16 protein-coding genes are annotated in these 19480 nt (G+C 38.6%); 9 read left to right on the top strand and 7 right to left on the bottom strand.

Translation table 11 applies throughout. The features are described 5' to 3' along the window. Window positions 1–23 precede the first annotated feature (23 nt). The 4 genes from ruvA to B176_RS0106340 all read right to left on the bottom strand — a co-directional run bounded on the left by ruvA (window position 24) and on the right by B176_RS0106340 (window position 5788). The gene (ruvA, locus tag B176_RS0106355) at window positions 24–608 is read right to left on the bottom strand and encodes a Holliday junction branch migration protein RuvA (protein WP_017257951.1); all 585 of its coding nucleotides are present in this window, start codon (window positions 606–608) and stop codon (window positions 24–26) included. A 34-nt stretch (window positions 609–642) separates the two neighbouring features. Beyond that, window positions 643–2919, bottom strand: a complete 2277-nt coding sequence (locus B176_RS0106350) for an NADP-dependent malic enzyme (protein WP_017257950.1) — start codon at window positions 2917–2919, stop codon at window positions 643–645. Window positions 2920–3070: 151 nt separating this feature from the next. Beyond that, the gene (locus tag B176_RS0106345) at window positions 3071–3991 is read right to left on the bottom strand and encodes a DUF4886 domain-containing protein (RefSeq protein WP_017257949.1); all 921 of its coding nucleotides are present in this window, start codon (window positions 3989–3991) and stop codon (window positions 3071–3073) included. Between the two features lie 81 nt (window positions 3992–4072). Then, window positions 4073–5788 (bottom strand): glycoside hydrolase family 3 protein, encoded by a 1716-nt coding sequence (locus tag B176_RS0106340; protein WP_017257948.1) that lies wholly within the window; start codon window positions 5786–5788, stop codon window positions 4073–4075. A gap of 307 nt (window positions 5789–6095) precedes the next feature. Between B176_RS0106340 and B176_RS0106335 the strand changes: the two genes are divergently transcribed. Next, window positions 6096–6722, top strand: a complete 627-nt coding sequence (locus B176_RS0106335) for a porin family protein (RefSeq protein ID WP_017257947.1) — start codon at window positions 6096–6098, stop codon at window positions 6720–6722. A gap of 29 nt (window positions 6723–6751) precedes the next feature. Here B176_RS0106335 and B176_RS0106330 read toward each other — a convergent pair whose 3' ends face one another. Further along, window positions 6752–7942 (bottom strand): MFS transporter, encoded by a 1191-nt coding sequence (locus B176_RS0106330; protein ID WP_040540108.1) that lies wholly within the window; start codon window positions 7940–7942, stop codon window positions 6752–6754. Window positions 7943–8113: 171 nt separating this feature from the next. Here B176_RS0106330 and B176_RS0106325 point away from each other — a divergent pair, with 171 nt between their 5' ends. The 8 genes from B176_RS0106325 (at window position 8114) to B176_RS0106280 (ending at window position 18308) form a co-directional block, all read left to right on the top strand. Then, complete coding sequence (locus B176_RS0106325; protein WP_017257945.1) at window positions 8114–9685, top strand: MiaB/RimO family radical SAM methylthiotransferase; 1572 nt, start codon at window positions 8114–8116, stop codon at window positions 9683–9685. 35 nt (window positions 9686–9720) lie between these two features. Further along, complete coding sequence (locus B176_RS0106320; protein ID WP_017257944.1) at window positions 9721–10083, top strand: four helix bundle protein; 363 nt, start codon at window positions 9721–9723, stop codon at window positions 10081–10083. 72 nt (window positions 10084–10155) lie between these two features. Next, window positions 10156–11388: a sigma-54 interaction domain-containing protein gene (locus tag B176_RS0106315; protein ID WP_017257943.1), complete on the top strand. Its 1233-nt coding sequence runs from the start codon at window positions 10156–10158 to the stop codon at window positions 11386–11388. After that, a complete protein-coding gene (locus B176_RS0106310; protein ID WP_017257942.1) occupies window positions 11385–11897 on the top strand; it encodes an LptE family protein in 513 nt (170 codons plus the stop codon). Before B176_RS0106315 ends, B176_RS0106310 begins: the two co-directional genes overlap by 4 nt. 46 nt (window positions 11898–11943) lie before the next feature. Then, the gene (locus B176_RS20180) at window positions 11944–13896 is read left to right on the top strand and encodes a hypothetical protein (protein WP_154647898.1); all 1953 of its coding nucleotides are present in this window, start codon (window positions 11944–11946) and stop codon (window positions 13894–13896) included. 10 nt (window positions 13897–13906) lie between these two features. Continuing rightward, the gene (gene secG, locus B176_RS0106300) at window positions 13907–14245 is read left to right on the top strand and encodes a preprotein translocase subunit SecG (RefSeq protein WP_017257940.1); all 339 of its coding nucleotides are present in this window, start codon (window positions 13907–13909) and stop codon (window positions 14243–14245) included. A 687-nt stretch (window positions 14246–14932) separates the two neighbouring features. Continuing rightward, entirely contained in the window at window positions 14933–17020 is a 2088-nt protein-coding gene (locus B176_RS0106290) for a prolyl oligopeptidase family serine peptidase (protein ID WP_017257938.1), read from the top strand. Between the two features lie 154 nt (window positions 17021–17174). After that, window positions 17175–18308, top strand: coding sequence for a DEAD/DEAH box helicase (locus tag B176_RS0106280; RefSeq protein ID WP_017257936.1), 1134 nt, complete (start codon window positions 17175–17177; stop codon window positions 18306–18308). Window positions 18309–18601: 293 nt separating this feature from the next. Here B176_RS0106280 and B176_RS0106275 read toward each other — a convergent pair whose 3' ends face one another. Next, entirely contained in the window at window positions 18602–19003 is a 402-nt protein-coding gene (locus B176_RS0106275) for a VanZ family protein (RefSeq protein WP_026063188.1), read from the bottom strand. A 3-nt stretch (window positions 19004–19006) separates the two neighbouring features. Then, the gene (gene gcvH, locus B176_RS0106270; RefSeq protein WP_017257934.1) at window positions 19007–19381 is read right to left on the bottom strand and encodes a glycine cleavage system protein GcvH; all 375 of its coding nucleotides are present in this window, start codon (window positions 19379–19381) and stop codon (window positions 19007–19009) included. Between the last annotated feature and the right edge of the window lie 99 nt (window positions 19382–19480).

Here is a 19480-nt window from a genome sequence, read left to right as displayed (position 1 = left end):
CGATTGCGATTTTACGTTGGTTATTATAAGGTTTTTAGTGCGAGTTTGATGATGGTTTCGACACTTAATGGTTCTGGCGACGATTTTACTGCGGCATCTACTGCTTTTTCGGCTGTGTTTTTAACAAAACCCAACATCACCAATGCACTTAACGCTTCATCTTTAGAAGTATTATTTAGTGGCATCGAAATTAAAGTACCCGGACCATCTTTTTTAAGTTTATCCTGCAGTTCAATAATCAAACGTTGCGCAGATTTTGGTCCAATGCCTTTAATTCGCTTAATCTGGTTTACATCGCCTTGTACAATTGCTTGTTCAATTTCGGCAGGTGTAATCGATGAAAGCATCATACGTCCTGTATTAGGACCTATGCCGTTTACAGAAATCAAATGTAAAAACAAACGTCGTTCGCCTTCATCAGCAAAACCATAAAGCGTGTGCGAATCTTCTTTCACAGACAACCAAGTGTATAGTTTACAACGTTCTTGGTCTTTTAATGCGCTGTAGGTGTTTAATGAAATGTGTATGTGGTAACCAATTCCACCAGTCTCTATCACTACGTAAGCCGGGCATTTAAACGCCAGTTTACCATCTATATATTCGTACATTTTATTTCTTTTTTACTGGTGTTTAAAGGCTGTGTTAAACCTTATTACTCTCTTTCGCCTGCGCATCAACTACAGCAATGGTAACCATGTTCACAATTTCTCTTACAGAACTACCCAGTTGCAACACATGCACTGATTTATTCATCCCTAAAAGAATAGGGCCAACTGCTTCTGCACCACCTAATTCCTGCAATAATTTATAGGCAATATTTCCGGCCTCTAAGGTAGGAAAAACTAAGGTATTAGCAGGTGCAGATTTTAATTTAGAAAAGGGGAAGTTATCATTCAGTAAACAATGGTTCAAGGCAAAATTCGCCTGCATCTCTCCATCCACCTTAATTTTAGGATGTTTTTCGTGTAAAACCCTTACCGCTTCGCGGATTTTGAAAGGTATTTTCCCTTCGTTAGATCCAAAATTTGAGTACGATAAAAGTGCAATACGTGGTTTAATATTGAAACGCTTTACGGATTCATTGACTAAAATGGTGATATCTACCAGTTCATCTGTGCTTGGGTTTACGTTAATGGTGGTATCGGCAAAAAAGATAGGCCCTTTTTTGGTGAGCATTAAGTACATTCCGGCAACCCTATTTACACCTTCTTCCGTTCCAATAATTTGCAAAGCTGGTTTTACGGTGCTTGCGTAGTTTTTGGTCAAGCCAGATATCAACGCATCAGCATCGCCAAATTCAACCATTGATGCTCCAAAATAATTACGATCTCGCATGGCTTTCCGAGCTTCGTACAAGCTGATTCCTCTGCGCTGGCGTTTTTTATAAAGGTTTTGTGCGTAGTTTTCTAGCATCAACTCCTCTTCTAGCGGATCTAAAATAACAACACCTTCTAAATCCAGCTCGTTTTCAGCAATAATCTTATTGATTGCTTTTTTGTTACCCAACAATAGTGGTATCGCAATACAATCGTCTTTAACAATTTGTGCTGCCTTTAATATTTTATAGTTATCAGCTTCAGCAAAAACAACTCTTTTTGGTGCCGAAACAGCTTTAGCGGCAATGCCACGCATCAAAGCATCGTCCATACCTAAACGTTTTTTAAGCTCGTCTTTGTATTTTTCCCAATTGGTAATTGGGTGCCTTGCCACTCCCGAATCCATTGCTGCTTTCGCAACCGCTGGTGATACCGTAGTAATTAAACGGATATCCATTGGTTTCGGGATGATGTATTCTTTGCCGTACTTTAAGTTTTTGGCGTTATAAGCTACATTAATTGCTTCGGGTACATTTTCTTTGGCTAAATCGGCGATGGCTTTTACTGCAGCCAGTTTCATTTCCTCATTTATTGCGGTTGCCCTAACATCCAAAGCGCCTCTAAAAATATAAGGAAAACCTAAAACATTATTTACTTGGTTTGGATAATCAGACCGTCCTGTTGCCATGATGATATCTTCGCGGGTTTTTATCGCAAGGTCATAAGCAATTTCTGGATTTGGGTTCGCCATTGCGAAAACAATCGGGTTTTTTGTCATGGTTTTTAAAGCTGCAGCAGTTAAAACATCTGCGGAAGACAGTCCAATAAACACATCCGCATGGTTAACAGCATCTTCCAGAGTATGCAAATCTCTTTTTGTTGCAAACTCCGCTTTGGTTCCTTCTAAATTTTCTCGGTCGGCCCTAATCACTCCTGTCCTGTCCAACATCACAATGTTATCTTTTTTGGCACCTAAAGCAACATATAAACGGGTACATGAAATTGCTGCCGCCCCCGCTCCGCTAATAACAATTTTTACATTTCCTATTTTTTTATCCTGAAGTTCACAAGCGTTGATTAACGCCGCAGAAGAAATAATGGCAGTGCCATGCTGATCATCATGCATCACGGGGATTTTCATTTCTGCCTTTAGCCTACGCTCAATTTCAAAGCATTCTGGTGCTTTAATATCTTCTAAGTTTACGCCACCAAACGTGGGCTCTAAGGCCTTTACCGTATTTACAAAGTCGTCAACGCTGGTAACATCTAACTCTAAATCAAAAACATCAATATCTGCAAAAATCTTAAAGAGCAACCCTTTGCCCTCCATTACCGGTTTACTAGCTTCCGGGCCAATGTTCCCTAAGCCCAAAACCGCAGTCCCGTTGCTAATTACGGCTACCAGATTGCCTTTAGCTGTGTATTTATAAACATCATCAACGTTTTCGGCTATTTTTAAGCAAGGCTCGGCCACGCCTGGCGAGTAGGCTAGCGTTAAATCGCCTTGTGAAGCTGTTGGCTTTGTAGGGATTACTTCGATTTTACCGGGACGACCATGAGCATGATAGTCTAAGGCATCTTGCTTTCTTCGCGTTTTACTCATCTTAGGTTTAATTTAGAAAGGTATAATGGTAAAAATACAATTCTTTAAAATTGCATGAAAGAAAAAACAGCTAATATTACCATAGCTATTTTAAAGTGAAAGGCTTAAAAAATGAGAATATCGGCTCTGCAAACCAGTCAAGCCTTCTTGGTTAAGGAGCTTGCTTGAATTTTTTTAGTACCGTTACTTTGAAAGGCTTTAATACTGCCGAATGAGCTGCATTTTGCAACATTTCGGTTTTATACGCCGACAATCCCTTTGGAGAGAAAGTGTTACCAATAACGCTTTCTTTAAAAAGTTTCTCGTACCAGGTGCAAGAGGCAGCGTACCTCCCCATAAGTGCAAGGTGATACCCGTCTGCAACATTTAAACTGTCGCCAACAAAAGATGTTCTGGCGTTTTGAACTGCGGTGCCACTTGGAACCAACAGATCCATTTTGTTTTCTTTACTAACTTTTTCTGTAGCTTTTGATATGGCTTTGTACATCTTGTTTTGGTTACTTTCGTAATTGGCAAAGCCTTTATGTTTTGTAGTTTGTGCATAGGCCCAAGTTTGGTGAAGAACGTATTTTGTTTTAGGATTTTTCACCCTTTCTTTCACATAATTGATCAAAGCTGGCAATGGAACGGTATAGGTATCGTAAAGTCCAGAAAGTGGGCTTGCTTGCTGAAAGCTGACGTAATCCCAGTTTTCAGCTGCCAAAGCGAAAGCTATTGAGGTTTCCGGACGCGTAACCTTCTCTCCGTTAAGCCCGATTCTTCTGTAGCTGTAGGCATTTTTATCTTCGCTCGCATTAGTCCAATGGAGCGCTAATTCCGCACCGCCGATATAGAGATTCCCAATAATGATTTTATGGCCACCAGCTTTTGCCAAACCGTATAAATAATTCTCTAGGGCATCCTGAGAAAAGCTGTTTCCAATGGCTAATATCCTTACCGTACTGTCTGTTTTTATCTGTTTTGCGGATGAGGGAATAAGCTTGGTTGCGCTAACGGATGTGATGTTTAAAAGAAATAAGGTGCAAAAAACTAGCCCAATTTCTAATCCAATTCTTTTTGAAAAAAATTTCATATTTAAGTTTATTTTAAAATTGATTTTTTGACCAAACAAGATTACAAGCTCCCTCCTCGTAATTTCTTTGGCCGTTTTATCTTAATCTACCACAATCCCATCGCCATATTTAAAAAAACCATTGATGGTAACCGGCAATTTTCCTTTGGCTTTTATTTTACCTAATAAAAGTTTAGCCGCCGATGCTTCTGTTCCTTCACTGTTTTGGTAAGTGATAATTAAACCCTTACTTGCTTCAATTCCAGGCAACCCTGCAACCGTATATGGGTTTGCAAATACAGTTGTAATGGTGTTCTTATTGGTTAAAGTTGCGATAAAAAGGTTTAAATCGGCACTGTAATCTAGTGTGGCAGCTGGCCTGGAACGGGTATCGTAAATGGCTAATAGGTTTAAATCAAACTTCTTTAGCTCCGCTTTTACAGCTTCCATTTCTTTAACAGAAACATCTTTTGGAATGATGAAAATTGTTGCGTTGGGCATTTCCTTTTTTATTGCATTAGCAAAAGCGCTGGGCTGTTTAACACCTACCGTGATGATTGCCGTTTTTCGTACAAAATCGTTCCGTAAGGGAATCAATTGCTCACCTTTTAACAGAGTGATTGAAGCATCTGTTAGTTCTTGGTTTAACTGTTGTGCGGCTGGCGAATTTAAATCGGCAATTAAACCTGCGGTTTCCACAGGTTTAAGTTGTGCCAAACCCATCCAATATTTACCTGCTAATATTTTTTTCACTTTCGCATCAATATCAGCCCAGCTTAATCTTTTTTGTCTGATAGATTTACGGATTAACTTAATTGCCCTGCCAGAGTTTTCTGATAATTCCAACACATCATTGCCAGCAATCAACCCTCTAACGTCTGCTTCGCCGTTAGGGAAAAATTTCACCACGCCTTTCATACCCATAGCATCAGAAAAAATCAAACCTTTAAAACCTAATTTCTCTTTTAAAATACCCGTTACTATTGGTTTTGAAAGGGTAGACGGTAAGTTAGGTGTATTGTCTAAAGCTGGAATATTCATGTGCGCCACCATTACACCGCTTAAATTTTCGGCAATAGCTTGTTTAAAAGGGTACATCTCTAAAGAATCTAACCTCCCCGTTGAAAAAGGAAGTTGCGGTAAATCATAATGCGAATCAACGTCGGTATCACCATGCCCAGGAAAGTGCTTTGCAGTAGTCAGCAAACCACCGTCCTGCATCCCATTCATATAGGCAATTGATTTTTTTGCTACGTTATATTTGTTGTCCCCAAAAGAGCGGAAGCCGATAACAGGGTTACGTGGGTTGTTGTTGATATCCATTACGGGTGCAAAATTGATCTGCATGCCTAAACGCTTGAAATCTTTTGCAACCTGTTGCCCCATTTTATAAATTAAGGTTTCGTTTTGTATAGCGCCCAAAGTCATTTGATAAGGGAACGAGGTGGTGCTATCTAAACGCATTCCCAAACCCCACTCACCATCCATGGCAACCATTAATGGTATTTTAGCTAAACTTTGATAGTGATTGCTCAAATTTGCTTGCCTAACTGGCCCGCCTTTAAAGAAAACCACGCCTCCTAAGTGTTCCTTTTTAATTACAAGACCTACAGAGTCGGCGTATTTTTGACCCAAATCAGTATGTGCCCTTATCATAAAAAGCTGTCCTATTTTTTCCTGACGGCTCATTTTTTTAAATACCGAATCTACCCAACGGTTTGGATTGTTTAAGGTTTTTACAAAAGGAACAGGGCTTTGCGCAATTGCCGTAAGGCTAACTAGTAAACCGCCTAACAATGTGAATATTGGCTTTTTCATTAAATGGATAGTATTTCGTAATTTTTTTGGTTAAACGAGTTTAATATGAGCAAGTATAACTTTTATTAGATTATGATACAACACACAATTTGAGCGAAACACGCAAAAATCTGACTAGCGGAAATAGCGAGCGTAGGTCAAAATATACAATTTTACGATTTGGGATATAAGCTGTACTAGCAACTCCTACTTTTTTGAAAGTCAAACTAAATACCTGTAAGCCACATTGTTACTGATTTTTAATATTTTCAAAAGTTAGTTTGGCATACTTATTTCCTAATGCAACTTAATTAAAACTAAAAAGAATATGAAAAAATTATTTATAGTAGCTTTTGCCTTGCTAGTTGCAGGAAAAGTTAGCGCACAAGACTCAAAAGGTTTAAATTTTGGAATTAAAGGTGGAGTTAACTTTAGTAATATTATAAAGACCGACGACTCGGATTTTAAAACAGATTATAACACCGGCTTTAACGCAGGTTTATATGTAAGTATTCCAATTGTGGATCGTTTATCTTTTCAGCCAGAGCTAATGTTTTCTCAAAAAGGTTACAAATCTGAACGAACTGGGATTTTGGGAGATGGTACACTTACCCAAACTACCAACTGGATTGAAGTGCCGATTTTAGCGAAAATTAGTCCCGTAGCTGGATTTAATATTGTAATTGGTCCGCAAGTTTCATTTCTAACTAAAACCAATACAAAGTACGAAGGTACTTTTACCAATGCACAACAAACTACTTATGAAGACGATGCTGATAAATTTAAGAAGAGTATTGTTGGCGGTGTTTTAGGTGCTGGATTTGATATCAGTAAAAACTTAAGTTTAAATGCCAGATATGCTTTAGACTTCCAAAAAAACAATGAAGATGGAACAAATGAAACTCCTGCATTTAAAAATCAGGTGTGGCAAGCTGGTTTAGCTTTGCATTTTTAAGAACCAGAATAAATTATCAAATCAACCCTTTATCCTTTTTGGATAAGGGGTTTTTTATTTGTTGGATTTTGATGGAAAAACAGATAGATTAATCCCATAAGGTTTACAAAGGCCACACCGTAAAAAACGAAAGGTGTTTTCCCGATTTTATCACTCACAAACCACCCCGAAAAGAAAGCTCCCAAACCAATTCCAGCTTCTAAAGCAATGTACATGGTTGCTACAGAAAGTCCTCGTTTATCAGCATCGCTTAAATCTATGGTCCATGCAGAAATTGCTGGCGAAAGCATTCCCGTTGCGAAGCCATACAAAACAGCGCCAATCAGAAAGCCATTGATGGTTTGGAAAGCACCAATCCATATCAAAGCAATGCAAAGCAGGGTTATAGATACTTTCAAAATAGGTTTTCTTCCATACCTATCGGATGTTTTTCCGGCTATGAACCTGATTAATAAAGACGAAATGGTAAAAACCATAAAAAATACGCCTTTGTTGGCGATACCGATATGCGCTGTCCAATCCGGAATAACCGTAATAATAGCACCGTAACTCACATAACTAAAAATAGTAACCCAAAATGCCGGAAGCGCCTGTTTGTTGATCCACTCGTGTTTCTCAATTTTTAACAAAACGGGCTTAAAAGTTTGCTTATCCTTTAATGTCTCCTTCATATTAAATATGATGAGCATTGAAGCCAAAGCAAAAACAGAGGAGCAGTAAAACAACACATTGATAGAATACCATTGGGTAATTGCGCTACCTATTGCGGGACCAATGGCCATTCCCGTACTAAAAAACAAACCGTGTACACCCATGGCTTCGCCCCATTTTCCCGAAGGAACAATATCTGCAACATAAGCAGCCGTTGCGGTTGGTTTAAAACCGGTTGAAAAACCGTGAATCAATCGAAGAAAAAGAAAACCCGCAACACTCGTTAATATCGGATATAGAAAACCGCAAACAAAACAGACCAGAGAACCAACCGCCATTACCGGCACACGACCTATTTTATCAGTCAGTTTTCCGCTAAACGGGCGAGAGAAACCAGCGGTTAATGCAAATAAGCCAATAATCAACCCCTTATATTCTGCACCGCCTAAGCCAGTTAAATAAGCCGGTAAATCTGGTATCAGCATGTTAAAACTTGCCGAAAACAGAAAAGAACTGGTGCAGACTAAAAGAAATGGAAGAGTGTAAATACTTTTTTGCGTGTTGGACATTTTTGCAAAAATAGCAAATCGCATTAGAGCTTAGTCATTTTGTCGAAAAGTTTAAATTTTGATCGTTTTCATGTTAAATAAAATCATCTAAGAATCATCATCTGTAAATTCTTTGCTGACAAAGTGTCATTTCATTTTAAATTCATAATTTTGCAGTCCAAATCAAAAAGCATGTTAGAGATAGATTTAGCTTCCAAACAACACGATGAGTCCAGACAGGGAGAAGCTTTAATTTTAGAAAATAAAAGCACCTTACCCAATCAGCGAAAGCTTTATATAGAAAGTTACGGTTGTGCCATGAACTTTTCCGACAGCGAGATTGTTGCTTCTATTTTAAGCGAGCAGGGCTTTTCTACAACAGATTCTTATGAGGAAGCTGATGTGATTTTTATCAATACCTGCTCTATCCGCGAGAATGCGGAAACCAGGGTTAGAAATCGCTTGAAGCAGTTTAGAGCCATAAAACGTGAAAACAAAAATCTAGTAATTGGCGTTCTGGGCTGCATGGCCGAGCGATTAAAAGCTAAGTTTTTAGAAGAAGAAAAACTGGTAGATGTTGTGGTTGGACCAGATGCTTACCGCGATTTACCAAATTTAATTGCACAGGTCAACGATGGTCATAAAGCCATCAACGTTTTGCTTTCCAGAGAAGAAACTTACGCAGATTTAAGTCCGATCCGTTTAAACTCAAACGGAATTTCGGCTTACATATCTATTATGCGTGGTTGCGATAATATGTGCTCTTTTTGTGTAGTGCCTTTCACGAGAGGAAGAGAGCGTAGTCGAGATCCATTTTCTATCATCCGGGAAGCTGAAGAACTAAGAGATGCTGGATATAAAGAAGTGACTTTGTTGGGGCAAAATGTGGACTCGTATAAGTGGGTGCCTCATCCTCAGTCCTTCTCCGAAGGAGAAGGAAGCGCAGGAGAACTAGGAGAAAGTGAAAACAAGAGCGCCCATGTAGTTTTAGAAGGAGAAGCAGAAAAAGAAAATAATTCTGATAAAAAGAGTGCCCACAATGCCTCCCTCTCCTTCGGAGAGGGCCGGGGTGAGGCTTCTTTGAATTTTGCAAATCTCCTAGAAATGGTGGCTGCGGTTAGTCCAGATATGCGGGTGCGTTTTTCTACTTCGCACCCGAAAGATATTACCAATGAGGTTTTAGAAACCATCGCAAAGCATCATAATATTTGTAATTATATTCATTTGCCAGTTCAATCCGGGAGTTCAAGAGTATTGGAATTAATGAACCGTACCTATACCCGAGAATGGTATTTAGATAGGATCAAAGCTATTCGCGAGATTATCCCGACTTGCACCATTTCCAGTGATATCATTACTGGTTTCTGTAGCGAAACTGAAGAAGAACATCAAGAAACTTTAAGTTTAATGGAATTGGTGAAGTTTGAATTCGCTTATATGTATTCCTACTCTGAAAGACCAGGAACGCCAGCCGCTAAAAAGTTTGCAGATGATGTGCCGGAAGACGTTAAACAACGCAGATTAGAGGAAATCATCGAATTACAGCAAAAAAACAGTCGCCTTAGAGCGCAAGATAGGCTAGGTAAAGTTGAGCAGGTTTTAGTAGAAGGCTTATCTAAAAAATCAAAAACAGATTACTGTGGCCGTAGCGACCATAACCACATGGTTATTTTTCCGGTAACGGAAGGCGTAAAACCTGGGGATTATGTGAATGTATTAATTGAGAAAACAACAACAGCAACTTTGATAGGAAGGGTGGTTTAGAGGCAAGATTTTTAGAAGCAAGAAACAAGAGCGAAATGGTTAAACACAATTTTAAAAGTCTTAAAATTTGGCAGAAAGCTATGGATTTAACCGACCTTACCTTTTATTATTGTGCAGGTTTGCCATCTTCTGAGAGATTTAACTTGATTGATCAAATTAATCGATGTTCATGTTCAATTCCGTCAAATATTGCGGAAGGTTCTGGAAAAAGAACAGCAGTTCATTTTGCAGAGTTTTTGACTACCGCCTTAACATCGTCTTATGAAGCTGAAACCCAATTATTAATTTGTGAGAGAAGAAATTACGGAGATAAAGAAAAATTACAATCTTGCTTAGAATTAATTACCGAATTACAAAAAATGATATTTTCATTTAGGGAGAAAATTCTAAACAGCTGATATTTTCTATTGAGATTAAAGACAACGCAAGTCTCTTGCTTCTTGAATCTTAACTCTAAAATCTAATTTAAAATGGACGTACAAGACATTAAACAACGTTTCGGGATAATTGGAGGTTCACCTTTGATTAATCGGGCTATAGATATTGCCAGACAGGTTGCGCCCACAGATATTACCGTTTTAATTACGGGAGAAAGTGGATCTGGGAAAGAAGTTTTTTCGCATATTATCCACAATTTGAGCACCCGTAAGCATGGTCCTTTTATCGCTGTTAACTGTGGCGCAATACCAGAAGGAACCATAGACTCAGAGCTTTTCGGTCACGAAAAAGGAAGTTTTACGGGTGCACATGAAGCCCGAAAAGGCTATTTTGAAGTAGTAAACGGCGGAACCATCTTTTTAGATGAAGTAGGCGAACTACCAATTGGTACGCAAGCCAGGCTGTTACGCGTTTTAGAATCGGGCGAGTACATTAGAGTAGGTTCGTCAAAAGTTCAGAAAACGGATGTGCGGGTGGTTGCGGCCACAAACGTAGATATGTTTGAAGCTGTAAAAGCTGGTAAATTCCGTGAGGATCTGTATTACCGCCTAAATACCGTTCCGCTGAAGATACCCCCATTAAGAGATCGTAAAGAAGACATTCACTTGATTTTTAGAAAATTTGTTGCTGATTTTTCTGATAAATACCGTTCGCCAAATGTAACGCTTGATGATAATGCGGTGCAGGTTTTAATGAGCTACAGTTGGCCCGGAAACGTAAGACAACTCCGCAATATTGCCGAGCAGATTGCTGTTTTAGAAAAGGAAAGGCACATTAGCGGACAAACTTTACTGTCATATATCCCTACAGATAACCCTTCTAGCTTGCCGATGCGCTTAAACCAAAATGGCAGTAAAGACGACTTTTCTGAACGTGATATCCTTTACAAGGTTCTTTTTGATATGAAAAAGGACATGGTAGAGCTTAAAAAGTTAGTGGTGGATATCATCAATCATGGCGATGGCGTTTCTAATTATGCAGCAGATAATCCTCACGTAGTTAATGCTTTATACGAGGACTTGGATATGCCTCAAGGCGATTCTACATTAACTATTCAGCAACCTGTTAGTATTTCTCGATCAGATAATTACCATATTACACATGATGCGGAAGAAGTAGAAGAGTCTTTATCTTTGGTTGATAAAGAAGCGGATATGATCAAAAAAGCTTTAAAAAAGCATAAAGGAAAAAGAAAAGCAGCATCAGAAGAATTAGGAATCTCTGAACGAACTTTGTACCGAAAAATTAAAGAACTAAACCTATGATAAAAAAAGCTTTTCTGCTGATTGCTTTCCCCCTAGTTTTTCTTGCTGGTTGTGGTATTTATTCTTTTACCGGAGGTTCAATCTCTGCGGGGATGAAAACGGTTTCGGTTTTGGTTTTTGAAAACACCGCAGCTTTGGTAAACCCAAATTTAAGTCAGTCTTTTACCGAATCACTTAAAGACCGTATTAGAACACAAACTAGTTTAAGCTTTGTACGTGTAGATGGCGATGCAGATTTTAGTGGACGAATAACAGATTACAATCTGCAACCAGTTGCCATACAAGCAAACGAACAAGTAACTGCGGGTTTAACACGGTTAAGCATCACGGTAAACGTAAAATACACCAATAAGCTAGAAGCTGATAAAAGTTTTGAGCAATCATTTACCCGTTTTAAAGATTTCTCTACGCAAGGCAGTCCGTTCAGCGGACAGGAAGCGGCTTTGGTAAAAGATATTAATCAGCAGCTAACCGAGGATATTTATAACCGAGCTTTTGCCAATTGGTAGGCTTTTATTAACTTCACACTCTTATAACGCTAAGCAAACATTACCAGTGGATATCAATATATCAGAAGCTAATCAATTTATAAATCTGCATGCACACCCTCAAGATGTGACCAGCAAGGATTTAAGTCTGATTAATGACTGGATTTCGGAATATCCTTACAGCCAAAGTTTAAAATTTTTAGTTGCCCAGGCTACAAAACAAAGTGTAGAAGCTGGAGATAATTTGATTAAAGCCGCCACTTTCGCATCAAACCGCGAAGTATTGTTTCAGTTTGTTAACCATGTTGAAACTTTTAACAGTGATCCTGTAGTTTTAGATGAAAATTTAAATAACCAGAACGAAGTTTTAGAAACTGTGGAACCCCGTAACGATATGGGGCAAGCGTTTGGTAGTGATTTAAACTATTATAAAGTTAATGAAAGCAATTCTCCTGTAACTACGGAACAAGAAACTCCTACAGAAGAATCAGTTCTAGAAACTGAAAGTGTTGAAGAAACTGTTTCAGAAGAGAACGCTGAAGAAATAGCCGTTGAACAGGAAGAAACTCCCACAGAAGAACCAATTCAAGAAACTGAAAGCGTTGAAGAGATTGTTTCGGAAGAGAACACTGAAGAAATAGCGGTCGCAGAAGAAGAAACTCCTACAGAAGAATCAATTCAAGAAACTGAAAGCGTTGAAGAAGTTGTTTCAGAAGAGAACGAGAACGGTGAAGAAATAGCGGTCGCAGAAGAGGAAACTCCTACAGAAGAACCAGTTCTAGAAACTGAAAGCGTTGAAGAGACTGTTTCAGAAGAGAACACTGAAGAAATAGCGGTCGCAGAAGAAGAAATTGCTACAGAAGAACCAGTTCTAGAAACTGAAAGCATTGAAGAGATTGTTTCAGAAGAGAACGCTGAAGAAATAGCCGTTGAACAGGAAGAAACTCCTACAGAAGAATCAATTCAAGAAACTGAAAGCGTTGAAGAAGTTGTTTCGGAAGAGAACACTGAAGAAATAGCGGCCGCAGAAGAAGAAATTGCTACAGAAGAACCAGTTATAGAAACTGAAAGCATTGAAGAGATTGTTTCAGAAGAGAACGCTGAAGAAATAGCCGTTGAACAGGAAGAAACTCCTACAGAAGAATCAATTCAAGAAACTGAAAGCGTTGAAGAAGTTGTTTCGGAAGAGAACACTGAAGAAATAGCGGTCGCAGAAGAAGAAACTCCTACAGAAGAACCAATTAAAGAAACTGAAAGCGTTGAAGAGACTGTTTCAGAAGAGAACGAGAACGGTGAAGAAATAGCGATCGCAGATTACAACAAGGAAGAAGAGTCTATACCAGAACCAAGTGCAACAAAACTTACTGAAAAAGATGAATTAATCTTCGACAGCCCCGTAGCAAGCGATTTTTTCGCCTTTGCAAAAGCAGAAAAACCAGCTTCGCCTGCACAACCAATCGCAGAGCCACAAAAAGTTATAGCACAGGAAAAACCAAAAGAAGACATTGCGCAGTATAACGATGAACGTTTGCCTTATACTTTTTTATGGTGGTTAAATAAAACCAGAAAAGAACATGCAAACAACAACCAACCTTATGTAAAAGTAGCTACTCAGCCTCAAACGAAAATCGCAGGACAATCAGAACCAAGCTTAAACCATCAGATTGCGGAAAATATTTTTCATTTACGCGGAGTTGATGAAATAAGTACCAACAACGCACAAAACCAAACGGTTCCTTTTGATTTTAGAAAAAAGGAGTTTTACATTGTAGAGAAGTTCATCAAAGAAGAGCCACAGATTAAACCCCCGGCCGCAAACAAAATTGATACAGAAAATAAAGCAAAGAAAAGCTCGGAGGATGCTAATCAAGTAGTTTCGGAAACTTTAGCTAAAATTTACGTAGAACAAATGCTTTACCACAAAGCCTTAGATGTTTACAAAAAATTAAGTTTGAAATATCCAGAAAAAAGCACTTACTTTGCCAGCCAAATAAAATATTTGGAATTAAAAGTTAATTAGAAAATATATTATGATAACGTTTTTAGTAATATTGGGTATTTCGTTATGTATCCTATTGGTTTTAATCATCCTTATCCAAAATCCAAAAGGCGGTGGTTTAAGCTCTGGTTTTTCATCATCAAACAATATTATAGGTGTAAAACGTACAGGAGATTTTCTGGAAAACGGAACTTGGGGATTAGCAATTGCAATTATGGTAATTTCTATCATGGTAAATGTAACTAGCCCAAAAACAGGCGGTGCAATTAAAACCGATTCTAAAATCCAAGAGCAGATAGATAAAACAGCAGCCCCATCTTCTTTGCCTACAATGCCTCAACAGAACAGTACTGATACTACAAAAAAGTAAAACTCAGTCAATCATATTTAAGCCCTGCAATTTGTTTTGTAGGGCTTTTTTGTTGATTCGTAATCCAGTACAAGCGGGGTCTCTCCAATGCTATTAAGTTAAACGTTCGTGTTGAACGATTTGAAATAGCTTACAAATAGGTGTTACATTTTAATATGAAGACTTTGCTTGTGAGATTTATTTTCGATGAACTTCGTTTCTCGTACCCCGCAATGAAAACAGAAAATAAATTAAAGAAATCAGGGTCGTCTGCTACAGACCCTGATCACCTCGAGGAAAGGAGAGGTCTCTGAGTTCCTTTGCACTGTCTGAACTTTTAGAAAAGACTTTTTACTGGCAATGCTTTAAAAAGAGCTCCGTTTTTTATCGCCTGTAGATTCCTCCTCGTACCTCGTTCGGAATGGACGGAAAACAGAGAAAAATCTCTTAAATAATAGCATCCTGTCCAAGTAGGGTCTCTCTTTTCGAGGACCCTGCGTTGCTGCTCATCACAATTTCGAGGCCGAAACTCAGGCCACTAAATATAATTATTACATAAATACACACACAAATTGAACTTGGTTTGTTAAATTTAAAGTCGTTATCAAAAAAACGAACCCTCAAAAGAAAAACCTCATGGATATGAAGAACGTTTTATGCCTGCCTTTAATCCTTGCAACGCTTATGGGTTGCAATAACATACAAAAAATGTCAGATAATATTATAGCTCCGGCTGACTCTATCAAGAATTTAGTTTACCCAAAATCTACCAAAGGGACAGTTAGCGACGATTATTTCGGAACTAAAGTGGAAGACCCCTACCGATGGTTAGAAAACGATACTTCCGCAGAAACCAAAGCTTGGGTAATTGCAGAGAATAAAGTAACGCAAAACTATTTAGAGCAAATTCCTTATCGTCAAGCGATGAAAGACCGGCTTTCTGAGCTCTGGAACTACGAGAAGTTCTCTGCACCCTTCAAAGAAGGCGCTTACACCTATTTCTATAAAAATGATGGATTGCAAAATCAATCTGTACTGTATCGCCAAAAAGGAGAGTCAGAAGCAGAAGTGTTCTTGAATCCCAATGAATTTTCAAAAGATGGAACTACCTTTTTAGCCGAAATTGAATTTTCAAAAGATGGAAGTTTAGCGGCATACCAGCTTTCAGAAGGTGGTTCAGATTGGCGTAAAGTAATGGTGATTAAATCACAAAGTATTAGCTCTGTGGGTGATACCTTGAAAGATGTTAAATTCTCTGGCTTAGCGTGGCATGGCAACGATGGTTTCTACTATAGCAGTTATGATAAACCTACGGAAGGCTCGCAACTATCGGGTTTAACCCAATACCATAAACTGTATTATCACCAATTGGGCACTCCACAAGAAAAAGATAAATTAGTTTTTGGAGGCAACCAAACTAAGCGTCGTTACATTGGCGCTACCGTTACCGAAGACCAGCATTACTTGGTAATAACTGCAGCAAACGCAACAACGGGAAACGAACTTTATATCAAAGATTTAACCCAACCCAATAGCGCAATTGTAAAATTAGTGGGCGGTTTTGATACCGAGCAAAACGTAATTGCCTGCAAAGGGAGCAAACTTTACATTTACACCAATGATCAGGCACCAAATTACCGTTTGGTAGCTGTGGACGCTAAAAATCCGGCGAAAGCAAATTGGAAAAATGTAATTCCGGAAACGGAAAATGTAATGCAGATTTCTACTGCTGGCGATAAACTATTTGCCAGTTATTTAAAAGATGCGACTTCTTTGGTGCTACAGTTTGATATGGATGGCAAAAAAGAAAGAGAAATTGCATTGCCTGGAATTGGAACTGCATCTGGGTTTTCTGGTAAAAAGACCGATAAAGAATTGTATTTCACATTTACTTCCTACGTATTTCCGGCTACCGTGTTCAAATACAACATTGGAAGTGGCCAGTCAGAGATTTATAAAAAATCGGGTGTTAACTTTGATCCTACAAAATACGAATCGAAGCAGGTTTTTTATCCTTCAAAAGATGGGACTAAAATCCCAATGATCATTACCTATAAAAAAGGAATTAGCCTTGATGGCAATAATCCAACGCTTTTATACGCTTACGGCGGATTTAACATCAGCTTGACACCGGCTTTTAGCACTTCAAATATTTTATTGTTAGAACAAGGTGGCGTTTATGCAGTAGCTAATTTACGTGGTGGTGGCGAGTATGGCGATAAATGGCATGATGCAGGTACAAAAATGCAGAAGCAGAATGTATTTGATGATTTTATTGCTGCGGGTGAGTTTTTGATTAAAGAAAAATATACTTCTAAAGACTATCTGGCAATTTCTGGAGGATCAAACGGTGGTTTACTGGTTGGCGCTGTGATGACTCAACGCCCAGAACTGTTTAAAGTTGCTTTCCCAGCAGTTGGTGTTTTAGACATGTTGCGCTATAATAAATTCACTGCTGGCGCTGGCTGGTCTTATGACTACGGTACAGCCGAAGATTCAAAAGAGATGTTTGAATATTTATATAATTATTCTCCGTACAGTGCTTTAACAGAAGGCACAAACTACCCAGCAACGATGGTTACTACCGCAGATCATGACGACCGTGTGGTGCCAGCCCATTCTTTTAAGTTTGCTGCCCGTTTGCAGGAATACCATAAAGGTAATGCGCCGGTTTTAATCCGTATTGAAACCAACGCTGGCCACGGACAGGGCAAATCAACTGCTAAAGTAATCGAAGAACAGGCTGATAAATGGGCTTTTATGTTCCAGAATATGGGCGTGAAGTATGTTAAATAAGGTAAAAGATTAATAAACAATAAGAAGACCTTTCTGTTAAGCAGAAGGGTCTTTTTGTTTATTAAGCGTAAAACCCAAAATACCCATCCAAAAAAAATAATAGCACAAAACAACCCAAAAACAAAGCTTAAATTTACCATTCAATAAAAAACATATGTCATTCTCTGCTCTCGGTTTACCAAAGTATCTTGTACAAGCTCTTGATAAAAATAATCTAAACAACCCATACCCTATCCAAGAGCAGGCTATTCCAGCGATACTGAATAAAAAAGATGTATTAGGGATTGCCAAAACTGGTTCGGGAAAAACGGCGAGTTTTGTGTTGCCCATTCTTGCCAATCTGGAAAACCAACCAAAATTGAAAGACCGGCATATTGCTGTGCTGATATTGGTTCCAACCAGAGAGCTGGCTTTACAGGTGAATGATGTGGTTGATGTTTTTAGCAAAAACCTCCCCTTTACTTGCAAAACCATGGCAGTTTACGGTGGTACATCTGTAAATGTGCAGATGAAAACGATGAGCAACGTTAGCGTCCTCATTGCTACTCCAGGTAGATTGTTAGACCTAATCTCATCAAATGCAGTGCATCTTGACGAAGTGAAAACATTTGTGATTGATGAAGCAGACAAGATGCTTAATCTTGGATTTAAAAAGGAGTTGGACGAAATCATAGCGCTGTTGCCGACTAAGAAACAAACCCTACTTTTTTCAGCCACGCTAAATCCCAATATCGAAAGTATACAAAGGATAGCCTTAAATAATCCGTTAATTATTCATATTGCATCCGATGAAAACAGCGTTGAACTTATTAACCAAACAGCCTATGCGGTTTCTCCGGAAAAAAAAGGTCCATTGTTAAGACATCTCATCGTTTCGAAAAACATGCAACAGGTGCTCATATTTACATCTTCCGCTTTTCAGGCAGACGCTGTTGCCACCAAGCTTAATCACAATAATATTCAAGCGAGAGCCATCCACAGTAAAAAAAGCCAGTTTGCCAGAACAACGGCACTAGATAATTTCAAAGATGGTAAATTACGAGTGCTGGTTTCTACTGATATTCTTTCCAGAGGGATTGACATTAAGTTTTTGCCCTACGTTATTAACTATGAGCTACCACGATCACCCAAAGATTACATCCATCGGATCGGCAGAACTGGGCGTTCAGAAAACCCTGGAGAAGCTATTGCTTTGGTTATACCAGATGACCAACATCATTTTAACGTAATCCAAAAGAAAATGAAAACGATGGTTGAGCTGATTGATGCGAAGGAACTGGATATTTAAAACCTGAGGTTAAGCGCTTCATTTAACTTTCTAGAAAAAGAAAATCTACTGACTTTTTATAATGAGAACTCTAAAACAGTCATTTTACAAATACAGTTCCCTCTACCAAAACAAAGCGCTGAATTTAATTGAGAGGGTTACCTAATTTAGCGAAAGCATCTGTAAATCTGGACAAATCTTTGTGATTTACCTGTTTTTAGAAAACTTAGGGCAGTGACAGCCTCGTTTAAAAACACTGCAAGAACTTAAACAGAAAATAAAAACTACGGCTAAAAAGCCAATTCTAAAACGTGTCATACTTTAACTTTTAACCGACGGGCTTTTCTGTGTAACAACAAGTAACTAAATACACCCATTCCTAGTCCTAACATGTCTGCAAAGAAATCCCACCACTCGGCAGAGCGATAGGTGAAAACTTTCCACTGCAACAATTCAATACCGCCGCCCAACAAAACATTGATAGTTACAATCTTTACGATGGTTAAAAAACGATACTCGAAACTGTTTTGTTGTTTAATTTTTCCGTAAAAAAGAAAAACGGTTAGCACAAAGAAAAAACCTAAGTGCACCATTTTATCAAAACCTTCGAAAAAATGTGAGTTCCCGGGAACATCGCTCATAGGAATATCACAAAGAATCAGTACCAACAATGCCCATGCAATTGCCGGCCACTGAAACTTTAATGTTCTTAACATTTCTTATTCTCCTATTAGTGTCTTATAGTCATCGGCAGATAATAGCGCATCAATAGCGCCATTAAACTTTACTTTAACCATCCAGCCATCACCGTAAGGATCTTGGTTTACAAGCTCAGGATTGGCATCCAGTTTATCATTTATCGCTAGTACTGTACCAGTCAAAGGCATAAACAAGTCAGATACTGTTTTTACGGCCTCCACTGTTCCAAATACGTCGCCTTCATTTACTTCTGTGCCAACGGTATTAATATCGATATACACGATATCGCCTAGCTCGCGTTGTGCAAAAGCGGTAATACCAACGTAGGCTTCATAGCCTTCCACCTTAATCCATTCGTGATCTTTAGTGTACTTTAATTCTGCAGGAAAGTTCATGTTCAAAAATTTGAAGTAAAAATAAGAGTTAAATTTTAATCCCAACTATTCAATTACAGATTAAAAGCTTTTCATAAAAAAACGCCCCATTTCTGGGGC

Source organism: Pedobacter arcticus A12, assembly GCF_000302595.1.
Classification (GTDB): Bacteria; Bacteroidota; Bacteroidia; order Sphingobacteriales; family Sphingobacteriaceae; genus Pseudopedobacter; species Pseudopedobacter arcticus.
The sequence above is the reverse complement of the archived record's forward strand: the minus strand, read 5'-3'. Positions and strand labels throughout refer to the sequence as shown.